Source organism: uncultured Haliea sp., from assembly GCF_963973825.1.
Lineage (GTDB): Bacteria > Pseudomonadota > Gammaproteobacteria > Pseudomonadales > Halieaceae > Haliea.
In genome coordinates this window covers 58,555-75,142 of record NZ_CAXBAE010000010.1, presented here as the reverse complement: position 1 = coordinate 75,142, position 16,588 = coordinate 58,555, and the positions used below count along the sequence as shown (strand labels likewise).

At 62.9% G+C, this 16,588-nt stretch carries 16 protein-coding genes and 1 tRNA gene; 8 read left to right on the top strand and 9 right to left on the bottom strand.

The genetic code is table 11. The features are described from left to right. Nucleotides 1-38 precede the first annotated feature (38 nt). Nucleotides 39-1,418, bottom strand: coding sequence for a signal recognition particle protein (ffh, locus tag AACZ17_RS12420; protein ID WP_339638355.1), 1,380 nt, complete (start codon nucleotides 1,416-1,418; stop codon nucleotides 39-41). Between the two features lie 98 nt (nucleotides 1,419-1,516). Between ffh and ccsA the strand changes: the two genes are divergently transcribed. Next, complete coding sequence (gene ccsA / locus AACZ17_RS12415) at nucleotides 1,517-2,320, top strand: cytochrome c biogenesis protein CcsA (protein WP_339638353.1); 804 nt, start codon at nucleotides 1,517-1,519, stop codon at nucleotides 2,318-2,320. Between the two features lie 114 nt (nucleotides 2,321-2,434). Continuing rightward, the gene (locus tag AACZ17_RS12410; protein WP_290739927.1) at nucleotides 2,435-3,712 is read left to right on the top strand and encodes an HlyC/CorC family transporter; all 1,278 of its coding nucleotides are present in this window, start codon (nucleotides 2,435-2,437) and stop codon (nucleotides 3,710-3,712) included. Here AACZ17_RS12410 and AACZ17_RS12405 read toward each other — a convergent pair whose 3' ends face one another. The 6 genes from AACZ17_RS12405 to AACZ17_RS12380 are packed head-to-tail and all read right to left on the bottom strand — an operon-like array spanning nucleotide 3,713 to nucleotide 7,527. Beyond that, nucleotides 3,713-3,904, bottom strand: coding sequence for a DUF1289 domain-containing protein (locus AACZ17_RS12405; RefSeq protein ID WP_290739924.1), 192 nt, complete (start codon nucleotides 3,902-3,904; stop codon nucleotides 3,713-3,715). It lies immediately after the preceding gene. Further along, the gene (locus AACZ17_RS12400) at nucleotides 3,904-4,428 is read right to left on the bottom strand and encodes a gamma carbonic anhydrase family protein (protein WP_290739921.1); all 525 of its coding nucleotides are present in this window, start codon (nucleotides 4,426-4,428) and stop codon (nucleotides 3,904-3,906) included. The genes AACZ17_RS12405 and AACZ17_RS12400 overlap by 1 nt, the downstream gene beginning before the upstream one ends. Next, nucleotides 4,425-5,033, bottom strand: a complete 609-nt coding sequence (locus AACZ17_RS12395; protein ID WP_339638350.1) for a CoA pyrophosphatase — start codon at nucleotides 5,031-5,033, stop codon at nucleotides 4,425-4,427. The genes AACZ17_RS12400 and AACZ17_RS12395 overlap by 4 nt, the downstream gene beginning before the upstream one ends. Before the next feature lie 3 nt (nucleotides 5,034-5,036). Beyond that, nucleotides 5,037-6,158 (bottom strand): tRNA guanosine(34) transglycosylase Tgt, encoded by a 1,122-nt coding sequence (gene tgt, locus AACZ17_RS12390; RefSeq protein ID WP_290739915.1) that lies wholly within the window; start codon nucleotides 6,156-6,158, stop codon nucleotides 5,037-5,039. Further along, nucleotides 6,155-7,225: a tRNA preQ1(34) S-adenosylmethionine ribosyltransferase-isomerase QueA gene (gene queA, locus AACZ17_RS12385; RefSeq protein WP_290739913.1), complete on the bottom strand. Its 1,071-nt coding sequence runs from the start codon at nucleotides 7,223-7,225 to the stop codon at nucleotides 6,155-6,157. The genes tgt and queA overlap by 4 nt, the downstream gene beginning before the upstream one ends. A gap of 47 nt (nucleotides 7,226-7,272) precedes the next feature. Further along, on the bottom strand, nucleotides 7,273-7,527 hold the full coding sequence (locus AACZ17_RS12380; protein ID WP_290739911.1) for a hypothetical protein: 255 nt from the start codon (nucleotides 7,525-7,527) through the stop codon (nucleotides 7,273-7,275). 192 nt (nucleotides 7,528-7,719) lie between these two features. Here AACZ17_RS12380 and AACZ17_RS12375 point away from each other — a divergent pair. The 4 genes from AACZ17_RS12375 (at nucleotide 7,720) to AACZ17_RS12360 (ending at nucleotide 10,547) form a co-directional block, all read left to right on the top strand. Continuing rightward, a tRNA-Leu gene (locus AACZ17_RS12375) sits at nucleotides 7,720-7,806 on the top strand. 271 nt (nucleotides 7,807-8,077) lie between these two features. Continuing rightward, nucleotides 8,078-8,917: a glycosyltransferase family A protein gene (locus AACZ17_RS12370; protein ID WP_290739908.1), complete on the top strand. Its 840-nt coding sequence runs from the start codon at nucleotides 8,078-8,080 to the stop codon at nucleotides 8,915-8,917. Continuing rightward, complete coding sequence (locus AACZ17_RS12365) at nucleotides 8,914-9,333, top strand: FdtA/QdtA family cupin domain-containing protein (protein WP_290739904.1); 420 nt, start codon at nucleotides 8,914-8,916, stop codon at nucleotides 9,331-9,333. Before AACZ17_RS12370 ends, AACZ17_RS12365 begins: the two co-directional genes overlap by 4 nt. Then, nucleotides 9,330-10,547, top strand: a complete 1,218-nt coding sequence (locus AACZ17_RS12360) for an FAD-dependent oxidoreductase (protein WP_290739901.1) — start codon at nucleotides 9,330-9,332, stop codon at nucleotides 10,545-10,547. Before AACZ17_RS12365 ends, AACZ17_RS12360 begins: the two co-directional genes overlap by 4 nt. 7 nt (nucleotides 10,548-10,554) lie before the next feature. Here AACZ17_RS12360 and AACZ17_RS12355 read toward each other — a convergent pair whose 3' ends face one another. Beyond that, nucleotides 10,555-11,334, bottom strand: coding sequence for an SDR family oxidoreductase (locus AACZ17_RS12355; RefSeq protein ID WP_290739898.1), 780 nt, complete (start codon nucleotides 11,332-11,334; stop codon nucleotides 10,555-10,557). A gap of 17 nt (nucleotides 11,335-11,351) precedes the next feature. Beyond that, complete coding sequence (locus AACZ17_RS12350) at nucleotides 11,352-13,697, bottom strand: TonB-dependent receptor (RefSeq protein ID WP_290739895.1); 2,346 nt, start codon at nucleotides 13,695-13,697, stop codon at nucleotides 11,352-11,354. Between the two features lie 236 nt (nucleotides 13,698-13,933). Here AACZ17_RS12350 and AACZ17_RS12345 point away from each other — a divergent pair, with 236 nt between their 5' ends. Further along, entirely contained in the window at nucleotides 13,934-14,362 is a 429-nt protein-coding gene (locus AACZ17_RS12345; protein ID WP_290739892.1) for a lipocalin-like domain-containing protein, read from the top strand. Nucleotides 14,363-14,389: 27 nt separating this feature from the next. Beyond that, on the top strand, nucleotides 14,390-16,570 hold the full coding sequence (locus tag AACZ17_RS12340) for an FAD-dependent oxidoreductase (protein ID WP_290739889.1): 2,181 nt from the start codon (nucleotides 14,390-14,392) through the stop codon (nucleotides 16,568-16,570). The last annotated feature ends 18 nt before the right edge of the window (nucleotides 16,571-16,588 follow it).

Genomic DNA, 16,588 nt, shown 5'->3' with positions numbered 1-16,588 from the left:
AGCCCCGCAGGCGGGAAATTTTCAAGGATTCTGGGGGCTTACCGAAAGGGGAAACCGCCACCACCGCCGCCGCCCGGCGGCATCATGCCGCCGAGGCCGCGCATCATCCGCTCCATGCCGCCGCCCTTCATTTTCTTCATCATTTTCTGCATCTGCTTGTGCTGTTTGAGCAGGCGATTGAGGTCCTGCACCTGGGTGCCTGAACCCAGGCAGATCCGCCGCTTGCGTGAGCCCGCTATCAGGTCCGGGTTGCGCCGTTCCTTGACCGTCATGGAGTTGATCATGGCCTCCATGCGCGCAAACATCTTCATGTCGAGATTCTGCTGCGCCATCTGCGCCATGTTGCCCATGCCCGGCAGTTTATCGAGCATGCCGGTGATGCCACCCATGTTGTTCATCTGCTGCAACTGGTCGCGAAAATCCTCCAGGTCGAAGCGCCCGCCCTTCTTTACCTTGCGTGCAAGGCGCTCGGCCTTTTGCTTGTCGACCTTTTGCTCGGCCTCCTCGATCAGCGACAGCACGTCGCCCATGCCGAGGATGCGGGACGCCAGCCGGTCCGGGTGGAATGGATCCAGCGCCTGGGTTTTCTCGCCCACACCCAGGAACTTGATGGGCTTGCCTGTGATGGTACGCACCGACAGCGCCGCACCACCGCGGGTATCTGCATCCACCTTGGTCAGGATAACGCCGGTGAGCGGCAGTGCCTCGCCGAAGGCCTTTGCGGTATTCGCGGCATCCTGGCCAGTCATGGCGTCCACCACAAACAGCGTCTCCACAGGTTGCGTCACCCGGTGCAGCTCGGCGATCTCGGCCATCATTGCCTCATCCACCGCGAGGCGCCCTGCGGTATCGATAATCAGCACGTCGCTGAAACGGATGCGGGCGTGCTCCATCGCCGCTTTGGCGATGTCCACCGGCGCCTGCTGCGACTCACTGGGGAAGAAGTCGACACCCACCTCGGCGGCGAGGGTTTCCAGCTGCTTGATCGCTGCCGGCCGGTAAACGTCGGCGCTGACCACGGTCACCGATTTCTTGTCGCGCTCTTTGAGCAGGCGCGCCAGCTTGGCGACCGACGTGGTCTTGCCCGCGCCCTGCAGACCAGCCATGAGGATGATCGCCGGTGGCTGCGTGGCAAGGTTCAGGCCCTCGTTCGCAGTGCCCATGACTGCCTCGAGCTCTGCCTGCACAATGCGCAGAAACGCCTGGCCGGGGCTCAGGCTTTTGCTCACTTCCTGGCCCAGCGCGCGCTGCTTCACTGCCTCTACGAAGTCCTTGACCACCGGCAGCGCCACATCGGCCTCCAGCAAGGCCATGCGTACTTCGCGCAGGGTCTCCTGGATATTGTCCTCGGTGAGGCGCGCCTTGCCGGTAATGGCGCGCAAACTCTGGGAAAGGCGGTCAGACAGGCTCTCGAACATCGCTAGAACTCTCAGCAGCAGGCGGCCACTATTGCCAATGGCCGGACAAATCGGTACAAAGGGGCGCAGTATACGCCACCCGGGTCTAACCCCCAACCATGCCACTGCCACTGCTCGCCATTGCTGCCGCGCTGCTTTACCTGGCAGCTGCGGGACTGCACCTGATGCACATCCTGCAGCGAAAACCGCGCCTGAGCACCTCGGTGATCGTCCTGGGCGGCGTGGCGCTGGCCTGCCACGCGCTAGTGGCCTGGTCGAGCATCTTCGACGAGCACAGCATACACCTGGGGCTGTATCGCATCCTCGCCCTGATCTCCTTCGTCATCAACCTGGTTTGCGTGACCTGGTTGGTGCGCTGGCCCTTGCAGAACCTGTTGATCGTGCTTCTGCCCCTGTCTGCCTCCACTGTACTCATTTCCGCCTTTGCCCCCCAGACCAGCACCACACCGGAAGCCCTGGACAACGGCCTGCTGGTACACATTGCCTCATCCATTCTGGCCTATGCGGTGCTGACCATCGCCGCCGTGCAGGCCGCCCTGCTGGCGGTTCAGGACAGGCAGTTGAAACAGCACCGGGCCACCGGCATCGTCAGCTTCCTGCCACCCCTGCAGCTGATGGAGACCATGCTCTTCGAGCTGGTGTGGATGGGCGTCATACTGCTCACCGTGGCAATCGCTACCGGATTTCTGTTTGTCGACGATTTCTTTGCCCAGCACCTCGTGCACAAAACCGTGCTGACCCTGCTTGCCTGGGTGATCTACTCCACCCTGCTGTGGGGGCGTTACCAGCTTGGCTGGCGCAGTCAAACGGCGGTGCGCTTCACCATCGGCGGCTTCCTGCTCCTCATGCTCGCCTTCCTGGGCTCCAAACTGGTGCTGGAGTTGCTGCTGCAACGCGGCTAGACCCGCGGATCAGAGGCGAGCGCCCGCCACAGGGGGCAACGCCCCGGGGGTTGCCCCAGCCAGCCTTTTTCTTCAAGATACGCGGTCCACTCACGCCAAAGGTTCGCCCCCGCTTTGAACGAAGCCCCGCTGGGTCTCCTGTCGTCCATCCTGGTTGTTCTCATTCTCCTGTCTGGTTTCTTCTCCAGTTCGGAAACCGGCATGATGTCGCTCAACCGCTATCGGCTGAAACACCTGAGAAAGCAGAACCACCGCGGCGCCCGGCGCGCGAGCAAGCTGCTGGATCGTCCGGACCGGCTCATCGGCCTGATCCTGATCGGCAACAACGCGGTCAATATTCTGGCCTCAGCCATCGCCACGGTCATCGCCATTCGCCTGTGGGGCGATGCGGGCATTGCCATCGCCACCATCTGCCTCACGCTGGTGATCCTGGTGTTCGCCGAGATCACCCCGAAAACCATTGCCGCGCTGTACCCGGAACGCATCGCCTTCCCGGCCAGCGTGATTCTGCTGCCCCTGATGAAGGCGATGTACCCGGTGGTGTGGCTGGTGAACGGGGTGACCAACGGGCTTCTGCGCCTGCTCGGTGTGGATGCCGGGGCCGCCAAGGAAGAACACGTCTCGTCCGAGGAATTGCGCACCATCGTGACCGAGGCCGGCGCACTGATCCCCCCCCGACATCGGGGCATGCTGCTGAACATCCTCGACCTCGAGGAGGTCAGCGTCGACGATGTGATGGTGCCGCGCAATGACGTCTACGGTATCGACCTGGACGACAGTGATGACGAAATTCTCCGCTGCCTGCAGGCCTCCACCCACACCCGCTTGCCGGTCTGGCGCGACGACATCAACAATATCGTCGGCGTCCTTCACCTGCGCAACCTGAGCCGGGTCATCGACAAACATGGCCTGGATCGCGGCGCGCTGGAGCGGGAGATGGACGAACCCTACTTCATTCCAGAAAGCACACCCCTGCACACGCAATTGCTGCACTTCCAGAAAAACAAGCTGCGCCTGGCCATCGTCGTCGACGAATACGGTGAGGTGATGGGCATTGTCGCCCTGGAGGATATTCTCGAAGAAATTGTCGGCGAGTTCACCTCGCGCATGGGCGATACCGGCGACAGCATCTTTGCCCAGCGCGACGGCAGCTACATCATCGCCGGCAACGCCAACCTGCGCGATGTGAACAAGGCGCTGGACTGGGACCTGCCCACCGACGGTCCAAAGACCCTGAGCGGCCTGATTCTGGAGTACCTGGAGTCGTTTCCCGCCGGCAATGCCTGCCTGGCGATTGCCGGCTACCGGCTGGAGATCCTCGAACTGCAGGGCAATGTCGTGCAGTCGGTGCTAGCCTCTCCCGCGGCCGTCAAGGGCAAGGCCCGGCGCTGATCAACGCAGTTGCGGCTTGTCGTCTGCCTGACGGCGCTCCGCTGCCCGCAGGAGCATCTCGCGCTTTTCCTGTGGGCTGGCCATGAACCAATCGGTGATTTCCTCCGCGCTGCGATAGCAGCCGAGGCAGACATCGTTCTCGTCCAGCAGACAGACCGAAATGCACGGTGATGCAGGTTCAGCATTCCCCATTACGCCTGCTCCTGCAGTCCGCGCTGGAATCGCGCCGCGTTCTGCACGTAATGCTCGGCATTGAGACCCACCGCCGCCTGCTGCTCGGCAGACAACGTGCGCTTTACCTTCGCTGGAGCCCCCAGCACCAGGCTGCCATCCGGTATTTCCATGCCCTCGGTGACCAGCGCACCGGCACCAATCAGGCAGTTGTTCCCCACTTTTGCGCCATTCAGGACGATGGCACCAATACCCACCAGGGTGCCGTCGCCGATGGTGCAGCCGTGCAGCATCGCCTTGTGACCCACCGTGACGCTGGCGCCCACCACCATCGGAAAGCCCGGGTCCGCATGCAATACCGCACCGTCCTGGATATTGCTACCCGCGCCAACTTCAATACGTTCAGCATCGCCGCGCAGCACACAGCTGAACCATACGCTGCTGTTTTCATGCAAGGTGACATCGCCGATAACCGCGGCGTTGGGGGCAATAAAATGCCCGCTGCCGATCAGCATTACCGCCTGCCCTTCCAGGCTGTACTTCATTCCCTGTTCTCCTTGAATGTCGACAAATCCAACCGCGCCTGCAACCCCAGGTTCACCAGCAGCAGCAACGCTCGCGCCGAAGTGCCCCATACCGTATCACGCGGCAGGCGAAAATGCGGCACCGGGGTGACGCGCCCGCTGTCTGGCTCAGGCATGTGCTGCACGTGCCAGCCCGCCGGGTCGGCGAAGCGCTCGAGCCGCGGCAACAGTAATTCCGCCACCTCACCGGGGTCCGCTCGCAGCGGTAGCGATGCGGGAATGATCGCAACGCAGGGGTGGATGGTATAACCGCTGCGAGTCAGCAGCGGGGGCAGTTCCCCCAACGGGCACACGGCGCCGGGCGGACAGGCCACTTCCTCGAACGCCTCGCGCAGTGCCGTATCCCAGGGCCCCGTATCGCCCGCTTCCCGTTTGCCGCCGGGAAAGGCGATCTCGCCCGGGTGCAGCGGCAAATGCAGGGCGCGGCGCCCCAGCAGGACCCGGGGGCGCTGCTCATCGGTGAGCGCCACCAGCACACCCGCCTGGCGCCCGCTGCATGTCCATGATGCTCGCGCCAGCGGCAGAGCCTCCCGCAGCCGCTGAAACAACTGCGCCGAATCGTTCACGGCTTAAACACCCTCTGCCTGGGCCGCATAAAACCCGGCCGCAAAGCTCGCCAGGGTGCCCTGTTCAATCGCGGCGCGAATCCCGGCCATATGGTTCTGGTAGTAGCGCAGGTTGTGGATGGTGTTGAGCTGCGAGCCCAGGATCTCGTTGCACTTGTCCAGGTGATGCAGGTAGGCGCGGGAGAAGTTCTGGCAGGTGTAGCAATCGCAGCGCTCGTCCAGCGGCAGGGTACTGGTCTTGTGCCGTGCATTGCGCAGCTTCAGCACGCCGCGAGAGGTGAAGATGAAGCCATTGCGGGCGTTGCGCGTCGGCATGACGCAATCGAACATATCGACGCCGCGCAGCACACCCTGCAGCAGGTCTGACGGCGTCCCTACGCCCATGAGATACCGCGGCTTGTCGGCGGGCAGGCGATGTTGGAGGGACTCGAGCACAGCAATCATCTCGTCCTTGGGCTCGCCGACAGAGAGCCCACCGATGGCATAGCCGTCAAAACCGATCGACTCCAGGCCAGCGAGGGATTCAGCACGCAAGTCCCCGTACATGCCACCCTGGACGATGCCAAACAGGGCCGAGGCACTATCGCCATGGGCGTCGCGGCTGCGCCTTGCCCAGCGCAGTGACAGCTCCATGGAGGCGCGGGCCTCGGCCTCGGTGGCCGGATAGGGTGTGCACTCGTCAAATATCATGACGATATCAGAGCCCAGCTTGCGCTGTATGGCCATTGACGTTTCCGGATCGAGAAACACCTTCGACCCATCGACCGGCGACTGAAAGCGGACGCCCTCTTCCGAGATCCTGCGCATGGCGCCCAGGCTGAACACCTGGAAACCACCGGAATCGGTCAGGATGGGACCGCTCCAGCCCATGAAGTCATGCAGATCGCCATGCTGCTCGATGATGTCGGTACCCGGTCGCAACCAGAGGTGGAAAGTGTTGCCCAGAATGATCTCGGCGCCGATATCGCGGATATCGCGCGGCAGCATGCCCTTGACGGTACCGTAGGTGCCCACCGGCATGAACGCAGGCGTCTCAACGCTGCCCCGCGGGAACAGCAGTCGCCCGCGCCGCGCTGCACCGTCGCTACCCAACTGCTCAAACCGCATGTGGCACTGGCGGCTCATCGGGGCCCCATCGCAGCCGGCGTGGGCGTCAGGAACATGGCGTCCCCGTAGCTGAAAAAGCGATAGCGCTCGGCGATCGCTTCCCGGTAGGCGGCCAGCATGTTGTCGCGGCCGCAAAAGGCGCTGACCAGCATCAACAGTGTCGATTCCGGCAGATGAAAATTGGTGATCATCGCATCCACAACCTGAAAGCGGTATCCGGGGTAGATGAATATGTCTGTGTCGCCGGTGAGCGGTGCAATGCGACCCTGGCCACAGGCGGCGGACTCCAGTGACCGCACGGCCGTGGTCCCCACGGCAACCACGCGACCACCGCGCAAGCGGGTGGCTTCCACCGCCGCACACACGCCGGCATCCACCTCCAGGTACTCGGCGTGCATGTGGTGCTCCTGGATATTGTCCACCCGCACTGGCTGGAACGTGCCGGCGCCGACGTGCAAGGTCACCGTTGCACGCTGGATGCCTGCGGCATCCAGCTGCTCCAGCAGCGCCTCCGTGAAGTGCAATCCGGCCGTAGGGGCGGCCACTGCACCGGCACGCTCCGCGTACACGGTTTGATAACGCTCCTGATCCGCCGCTTCGTCGCCCCGTTCGATGTAGGGTGGCAGCGGCATGTGGCCGATGTCTGCCAGCACGCTGTGCAAGGCCACCTGGGGTGGCGATGCAAGCTGGAACAACGCGCCTTCGCGGCCGGTCACCGTCAGCTGCAGCGGGCCGGGCGCTCCACCGGGTTCAGCGGACAGGTGGATGACGCTGCCCGGCTTGGGCGACTTGCTGCTGCGGATGTGTGCCAGGGCGGTGTGCTCCCCGGTAATCCGCTCGATAAGGATCTCCACGCGCCCGCCGGTGGCTTTCTGCCCCCAAAGCCGGGCCGGAATCACCCGGGTGTTGTTGAATACCAACAGGTCACCGGGCTGCAAACAGCCTGGCAACGCGCTGAACACACCGTGCCGGGTAGCGCCCGAGGCGCCGTCCAACACCAGTAACCGGCTGGCGCTGCGCTCCTTGAGCGGATACTGGGCGATCAGCTCCGGGGGCAATTCGTAGTGGAAATCGTCAAGTTTCATTGAAAAAAAAGCCGGCCTCAAGCCGGCTCTCCACGCAATCGGGGCGCTCAGGCCTCGGCATCGCCTTCGGCTGCATCTGACTCTACAGCAGCTTCTTCGGCCGCCGCTTCTGCAGGTGCCTCTTCCGCGGGTGCTTCGACCGCCTTTGGCGCCGGCGCCTTCACCAAGCCTTCGGCAGACAGAATGCGGACTTTTTCGTCGCCATTCACCGCTTTGCGATTTGCGTCCTTGACTGCATAGCGCTCATCACCACGCTGGAAAATGCTGTATTCGTCTGTCTTCTTGACCAATTTCATCGCCATGATCTTTTCTCCTTCGATACTCAGAATGTCGGCCCCGGAGGCGCCACCCATGCCCGCACAGCGAACCGCGCGAGCCGGGCGAAGTCTACCTGCAAACCAGCGCGAGGTTAAGGAAAATCATTGCAGCGCGGGCGCGGGTTGCTATAATCGCGCCCTCTTCACGGGCCGCCCTCGGCAACGCCCGCACTCTTTGCCGGAGTGGTGAAATTGGTAGACACAGGGGATTCAAAATCCCCCGCCGTAAAAAGCGTGCCGGTTCGAGTCCGGCCTCCGGTACCAAACAACGTGGCTCTCCCCAATTAACGGGGGATAGACCGGTTCTCACTAAACTCGATTGACGTCATGCGGCACGCGAGCGCGTGCCGGCCGAAATGTCGGACCATCGAGTCCGGCCTCCGGTACCAAACAACATCATGCGGCACGCGAGCGCGTGTAATCATCTCACCTACGCGGTAACATTTGGCGGCTGGTCTCCGTATGCAACACGGCGTGTACTTCGTGCCTCCAGGTTGCCAGCACTGCATACCCTCTGGCTGGGAATACCGGGATCATGACCGAACACACCGCTGCTGGTTCCTCGTCTGTCTGCGCGCTGCTGCCCGCCTGGCAGGCGGCCGAGTTCATCCAACCAACACTGGAGTCGCTCTCGGCACAGACCTATCGCAACTTCCGCGTCATCGTATCCGTGGACCAGTGCACCGACGACACCGCTGAGCTGTGCAGGGCGCACGCTGAGGGCGATCCGCGGTTTCGAGTTGTTCAGCAAAGCGAACGGCTGGGCTACGTTGGCAACTGCAATGCCCTTCTCCAGCTCGCCGATAGCGACTACGCAATGTTCGCCTTCCATGACGACATCATCGCCCCCACCTACATTGAGCGACTGGCTGCCGCGCTGGATGGCGATCCGGAAGCTGTTGTCAGCTTCTCGGATGTTCACCTGACGCACACCGATGGCCGCGAAGAGCACTGGGTACTCAGCGAACTAGAAGGTATCGCCAACCCGGCAGAACGCGGCCACCTGATGCTCGCCGGAGGGCTGAAGTGGTGGGTACCCAACCGCGGCGTTTTCCGCCTGTCGATGGCGCGGCAGATCGGTGGCCTGAAACTGCACGGCGCGGGCGAGTTTTCCACTGACTGGCCGTGGCTGTTCCACATGAGCCTGCTGGGAAAGTTCCTCCGCGTGCCCGAGACCCTGTGTTTCAAATACTACAAGCCGGGCAGCCTGTCGCGCAGTTGGGCCTTCACCCCGGAACAGCGCTTCGAGGTGCTCTGCGCCTGCCTGCGGGAGCTCTGGAATGCCAACATCAGCAGCACCGCGAAATTGGATATTGCGGTACCACTGGTTCAGTACCTGCACCACAACCGTCCCCAGGGCGTCACCGCGGCATGACAATACCGGCCTCCGCGGCTACACGGTGGTTTGGAGGCGCGGCCCGCTTATTGGCGGTGCAGCGCCACAACGACAGCCGGGGCTCCCTGCTGCCCCTGGACTTCGCGCAGCTGCCTTTCAGGCCGGAGCGTGTATTTACGGTTTCCGCAGTGCCCGCAGGCACCCGCCGCGGCGGACACGGGCACCTGCGTGGCCAGCAATTGCTGGCCTGCCTGTCCGGAAAGATCCTCGTCACGCTGCAGCGTGACGGCGAGCGCGTGGACATCACCCTTGACGGCGCGAGCCCGGCACTGTTGGTGAGTGCGGGAATCTGGGGAGAACAGACGTATATCGACGCGCAAAGCGTGCTGTTGGTGCTGGCCAGCGACCCCTACGATGCCGACTCCTACTTTTCACTGGACGGCGCCGCTCCATGACTGCAAGTCGACACATCGCGGTGCTCGGTGCCGGCATCATGGGCTGCTCTACCGCACTGTTTCTGGCTCGCCGGGGAATCGACGTATCGCTATTTGACGAGGCCAGCGCGCCGTTCACCGGTGCCAGCCGCTGGAATGAAGGCAAGATTCACCTGGGCTACCTTTACGCCGCAGACAGCTCGCTGCGCTCGGCGCAGCATGTGCTGAGTGGCAGCCTGCTTTTTGGAAGACTGACCGAAGAGCTACTGGACACATCACTGGCGGGTGTTATCACCGAACAGGATGACCTGTACCTGTGCCACCGCGATTCGCTGGTGTCTGCCGACGACATGGCGCACTACCTGGCGCAGGTCAGCGGCCTGGTTCGCTCCCACCCCGATGCCGGAAAATACCTCGTGGATGCCTCGCAGGCTCGCGCACGGCGGCTGTCCGGCGCAGAGTTGAAGGCCGCAGCGGGCAGTGACGAGATCATCGCCGGCTTTCAGGTTCCCGAGCGTTCGGTGGAAACCAACTGGGTCGCCGACCGCTTTCTCCAGGCCGTGGCCGCTGAGCCACGCATCACCCTGCGCCTGGGCGAGCGCGTTCTGGCGGCGTACCCGCAGGGGAACTCGGTACACGGCCGCTGGACAGTAGCCACAAACGTCCGACAAGCCGAACACTACAGTGAAGTGATCAACGCCCTCTGGCACGGCCGCATGGCCGTCGACCAGACTGCCGGGATCGCAGCTGCCGGTGTCTGGTCAAACCGCTATCGACAGTCCCTGTTTCTGCGCACGCGGCAACGCGTGCGCACTCCCTGCGCGATCATTGCCACAGGCCCCTTCGGCGACATCAAAAACTACAACGAACGTGACTTTTACCTGTCGTGGTACCCCGCCGGACTGCGCGTCGACAGCTCCGCCATCGAGCCACCGCCCCTGCACACCCTGGATACACCCGATCACGCCGCACTGACAACCCGTGTTCTGGACACCCTGGAAGGGCTTTTGCCCTGGGTGGCAGACATCCGCGCGAACGCGGAGCGTGTTCAGGTGGGCGGGGGCTGGGTGTTTGCCGCCGGCCGTGGCGCACTGTCGGACCCCACAGCCACGTTGCACAAGCGCTCTGATTACGGCATTACCCGCAATGGCAATTACCTGAGCATTGATACCGGGAAATACGCCACTGCGCCCTGGACCGCGCGCAATCTCGTACAGGCGCTGACGGACGGTTAGCCCTGTCTTAACGCATCAATGCGCCGCCATTGATGTTGTACACCTGTCCGTTGATCCAGCGGCCCTGGTCCGACAGCAGGTGTGCCACCAACCCGGCGATGTCCTCGGCCTTACCCAGTCGCGTCGTCGGCGTGTGCGCGAGTATCGCGTCGAGCATGGCCTGAGGCACGTTGCCGCTGGCCTCCATCTCGGGGGTGAAGACAAAGCCCGGAGCAACACAGTTGGCGGAGATACCCTCTCGACCCCAGCGAGACGCCACATGCCGCATCAGCGCATTGAGGCCGCTTTTGGCCATGGCATACGCCGGCCGTTCCCTGTCACCCGCATCCGCTGCACCGGAACTGGTGTAGACGATGGCACCGCCACCGCCGCGCAACAGATGCGGCAGCACGGCCCGCGTGCACAATACGTGCCCGCGCAGGTTGACCTGCAGGGTGCGGTCGAACACAGCGAGATCCTCTGCCAGCACGTCGCTGTCCTCAAAGATCACCCGCAGGTCCGCCGCGTTGATATGGGCGCCGTCCAGTCGACCCAGCCTGGCGCAGGCGGTCGCGACCGCCGTATCGACCGATGCTTCGTCGGCAATATCAACAGGCACGGCGAAAGCCTCTCCGCCGGAGTCGGTTACCGCAGCAGCCACCGACTCCGCGGCATCGAGATTGATATCCGCGACACACACGCGGGCACCCTCAGCCGCCAGCTGGCGCACGGTGGCGGCACCGATTCCGGTGCCCGACCCGACAACGATTATGGCTTTACCGGCAAGCCTCTCCAGAACGACCGACACCACGGCACTCCTGTAACCTAGAAGGTGATATTGAAGTCGATGCCGTAGGTACGCGGCAAACTGTACTGGGCAGTCATGTTGATCACCTCATTGCCGAAGACGTTGATTTCATCCTCGTCCAACAGGTTCTTGACCCAGAATGACACACTGCTGACGGCGGAGCCCATGGGAATTTCCATCACTCCGGCGCGCGCGTTGATCAACCAGTAGGCTTCACGCTGGGACAGGCGATCGGCTTCCGGGAAACCGCTGGCGAAGGCCGTGTTCTCGCCCTCTGCGAGGTAGCGGCTGTCCAGGCGCATAAAGGGTGCGCCGCCGAGCATCTTCTGGCCGAAGTCATACTGCAGCGAAATACGGGTATTGAAATCCGGCGCGCGAATCGGGCGCACATCATCCGCCACGTTCACGCCATTGCGGATGTATTCCTTGTATTCGTAGTCGTAGGTGCCGAGGGTCGTGCTGAGCGTCAGGCCCTCGCCAAGAATGGCGTCCATTTCAATCTCGAGACCAGTCACCTCCACGTTGCCGGCGTTCTCAAAGCTCTGTTTGCCATCTTCAAACAGTTGCACCTGCAGGTCTTCGTAATCCATAAAGAACGCTGCAGCGTTCAGGCGCAGACGATTATCCAGAAACTGTGACTTCAGGCCCAGTTCATAGTTGGTGATGGACTCGGGGTCGTAGGATATGCCATTGAGAATGCCGCCGGCGACGAAGCCGGTGCTCACCTTCGCGTAGGACATCACATCATCGGCCCAGTTGTAGCTGAGCACCACATTGTAGTTGGTCTCACCGTAGCTGAGCTTGTAGAGGCCTTCATCCAGGCTGCCGCCACCGGAGGTTGCGCTGATGTCGATCAGCTCGATTTCCCGATCATCTTCTGTGCGGCGGATGCCCACGGTGACGTCGAGCTTCTCCGTTGCGTGGAAGGTGCCCTCGGCGAACACGGCCCAGGAGCTGTTATCGGTATCGGTGGAGTTGACGCCACTGCCGAAAATCGCATCAAAGGGCGTGGGGATCACCACGCCATTGGCTACGGGCTGCAATACACCCAGCACGTTACGCGCCTCTGCTTCCTCCTGGAAATAGAACACGCCACCGACCAGGGTGTAGTTGTCGGTGCTCCAGGTCAGCTGCAGTTCCTCGCTGAACTGCTCTTGCTCCAGCGCGCGGGCAGTCAAGAGGGTGAACAGGGAATCGTTGGGGCCGGGGGGATTGCCGAGAATTCCACCCACGTCTCCCTGCAGCAGGGCACCCAGCTGCGCGGCGGTGAACTTCCAGCCGCCGGTTGCCCCGAGGTCGTAGATAGCCGGGCGCTGGTCCATCTGGCGGAACGCTGTGATGCTTTTCAGGCTCAGGTTGTCGTTGATTTCCCAGCTCACGGTGACGTTATGCCCCTGAATGAGCAGAGGCTCCTCGCTGGTGGCAGCCGCGACGTCTTTCAGCGGTGTGGTGCTGAGGTTGGTGATGCCGCCATACAGTGGCTGGAACTGGTTGATGGCGCCAACCAGCGGCGCAGTCGCGCCGATGATCCCGACCTGCTGCACCGGTGCGCCGACGGTCAGGCTGTCCGTGTAGTCAAAGCGGTAGTCCACGTTGATGGTGTCGAAGTCCAGATTGGCGGCCAGCATGAAGGCTTCAACGTTCTTGCTGCCGAGGTTCTCCGCGTAGGTGAGCACGCCCATCTCCGGGTTGCGCAAGCGCAGATCCAGTGTGCGTCCGGCGATCAGGTTGTCCGAGTAGCCATCGTTGCTGTCGTACAAGTAGCTAAGCTTGACACTCAGGGGGCCGACCGAGGGCAGGTTGAGGATGGTACGGAAGCGCTGTGCATTGAGGTTACCCACGGACACATCCTGGGAGAGCCCGAATTCACCCGTTGGCGCTGATGTGGTGATGCTGATCGCGCCCCCCGTGGCGTTCCGACCGAACAGGGTACCCTGCGGGCCCCGCAGCACCTCTACGCGCTCGATATCGGCCATATCGAAAATCGAGCCGATGGTGCGCCCGATGTATACGCCGTCGAGGTAGGTCGCAATTTTCGGGTCCACTTCAGCCGCCGACACGCCCGAGGATACGCCGCGAATATTGATCTGGGGGATTGTGCCGCGCCCCTGGTTCTGGATGTTCAGGTTGGGCGCCAGATTGCTGAGGTCTTCCGTGTTGGTGACGCGGAACATGTTCAGCGTCTGCGCGTTGAGTGCGGTGACCGCGATGGGCACGCTCTGCAGGTTCTGTTCGCGCTTCTGTGCCGTGACGATGATCTCCTCCAGTGCAACGTTGCGCTGGTTTTCCTGCGCGATGGCATTACCGCTGACAATCAGCGCGATCGATGAAGCGAGCAGGGACAGGGACGAGAAATGACGCATGGGCCGAACCTCCGGGGAATTAAAATTATGCTTATTAATATTCCGACTGTACTCCCGTGCGCGGCTCCTGCGCCACCACTAATTTTCAGGCACACCGCCGGCACCACTGCGGAGTACAAATAACTGGTACCCGAGCCAGGTTGAATGCGCTACGGCGCGCGGGAATCAGGGTGCCGATGGCTGAATGGAGTATGCTGTCAGCGAGTAATAAAGCGCACCAGAGGGTCACGGACAGCATGAGGGACGCACAGGCACTTGTCGGTTGCTGGGAGTTGGTGTCCTACACGCTCACCACCGCGGATGGGTCCGTTCTCTTTCCGATGGGTGAGTCCCCGCGAGGACTGCTGGTCTACGGCAGCACTGGCGAGCTGTCGGTACACCTGATGCAACCCGGCGCAGAGCCGCCACCAGCGGACAGCCTGCCCGCCGGCATCACGCCGGACCTGGCCCTATCCTACGGCTGCTATTCCAGCTACTTCGGTCGCTACGAGGTCGATGAGCAACGCAACGAGGTCACGCACTTCGTGCAAGGCGCATCCGTGCTGGGCTGGGCCGGAGCCGTTTTTCCACGAGCCTACCAGCTCGATAATCACCAGCTGACGCTGACCGCCGAGGCCAACGCCCAGGGTTATGCCCCAGCGCTGCGCTGGCAACGGACTGGCTGAACGTCAGCGACGCACGGAGACACGCCGATGAGCGCATCGCACTACCGCACACTCCTGTCACCCGGCCGGATTGGCAGCCTCGAACTGAAAAATCGCATGATCGTCACCGCCATGGGGGTGAACTTTGCCGAGAGTGATGGCAGCGCCGGCGACCGGCTGATCGCGTATCACGAAGAGCAGGCGCGGGGCGGTGTCGGCATGGTCATAACCGGCGCGACGGGCGTCGCCCTGCCCGTGGGTCGCGTGCAGCGCTGGCAGGTGGGCATATCCGAGGATCGCTTCCTGCCGGGCCTCGAGAAACTCGCCAGGGCGGTACAACGCCACGGTGCGCGAGCTGCCGTGCAACTTCACCACGGTGGCCTGGTGGCTGGAGACAGTGCACGGGACGGTCACCCGCTGTGGGCGCCCGCGGTTCCCAGCCCGGTCAAGGATGCCGATTTCATGAGTTACTTCCTGCCCGAGGAACTGGCAAAACTGTCTGCCGGCATGAAGGGACCACCGCAGGTTAAAGTGCTGGACCTGGCGGATATTCAACAGCTTGTGCAGCAGTTTGCCGAGGGGGCGCGGCGCGCAAAGCAGGCGGGGTTCGACGGCATCGAGATACACGGCGGGCATGGTTACATACTCTCCTCATTCATCTCACCGAAGACCAATACGCGCACGGATGCCTACGGCGGCAGCGTGGAGAACCGCGCCCGCCTGCTGCTGGAAGTGATCCACGCCATTCGCGCCGAAGTCGGCAACGACTTTGCGCTGTGGGTAAAACTCGATTCCCGGGAAGTGGGCAAGCAAGGCGGCATCACCCTGGAGGATGCCAAGCGAACCGCGCAGCTGGTCGAAGACGCTGGCGTCGACGCCATTACGGTCAGCGCCTACCACGAGACGGCGTATGGCAAGATGCACTCCGAATCCAACATCCCCCAGGTACCCGGTGCCAATTTGCCGGCAACCGTTGCCATCCGCCAGGTGGTGAAAATACCCCTGATTACCTCGGGGCGCATCGAGCTGGATGTCGGCGAAGCAGAGCTGCGAAAAGGCAGCTTCGATTTTCTCGGCCTGGGGCGCAAACTGCTCGCCGATCCCCAACTGCCGAATAAGCTCGCCGCCGGCGACACGGCATCGATTCGCCCCTGCGTCTACTGCATTACCTGCGCCAGCGCCATCTACACCGGCGACGCCACGCGTTGTGCCGTCAATGCCGAGGTCGGCGTCGAGCACCTGCGCATCGCCCGCCCGCGGTCCAGCACGCCGCGCCATATTGTTGTGGTGGGAGGCGGGCCCGCCGGCATGGAGGCGGCGCGCCTGCTCGCCGCTGACCAGCACAGAGTCACGCTGCTGGAACGCGGGCCGCGGCTGGGCGGCACGCTGCAGTTCGCATCCCTGGCCTATGAACCCAACCAGCGCTTCCTGACCTGGTTGCGCAGAGAGGTCGGCAAGGCGGATATCGACCTGCGCCTGAACACTGAGGCAACACCTGCGCTGCTTGCGTCTTTGGGCGCCGACGCCGTTATCGTGGCAACCGGTGCCAGGCGTGACCTTCCGGAGATCCCCGGCAACGATCAGCACCACGTATTCAGCGGCGACGACATGCGCAAGCTGATCCTGGGCGAAAGCTCCGAGCGACTCACGGCGCGCACCAGCCCGCTGACCCGACTGGCAACGCGTATCGGTGCGGCGACCGGCCTCAGCGCCAATCTCAATCTGGTGCGCAAACTGACCCATACCTGGATGCCGCTGGGCAGGCATATCGTAATCATCGGTGGCGAGCTGGTGGGCGTCGAGCTGGCCGAGTTCCTCGCCGAGCGCGGGCGCGTGGTCACCGTGGTCGATGAAGCGCCGCGCTTTGGCGCCGGGCTGCCCATTGTGCGCCGCATGCGCCTGCTGGCAGAGCTGCGGGAGCACGGCGTCGCACTGCAGCCCTCCGCAGCCGATATCCGCATCGAAGCTGATGCCGTCACCTTCCGGGACGCGACCGGCAGTGCACAGCGGGTCACAGCACAGCAGGTGATTGTTGCCAAGGGCGCCACCGGCGATACACGCGTCGCACAGCAGCTCCGCGGCGCGGGTTTTGAGGTCCATGAGGCCGGCGACTGCACCGGCGTTGGCTATATCGAGGGGGCCATCCGCAACGCCCAGCAGGTCGTCGATGCCATCAATGCCGGTATCGCCCCTGCCACAGAACACGGCATGGAGACCGCAACAGCGTGACGCTGTACACCGATCGAC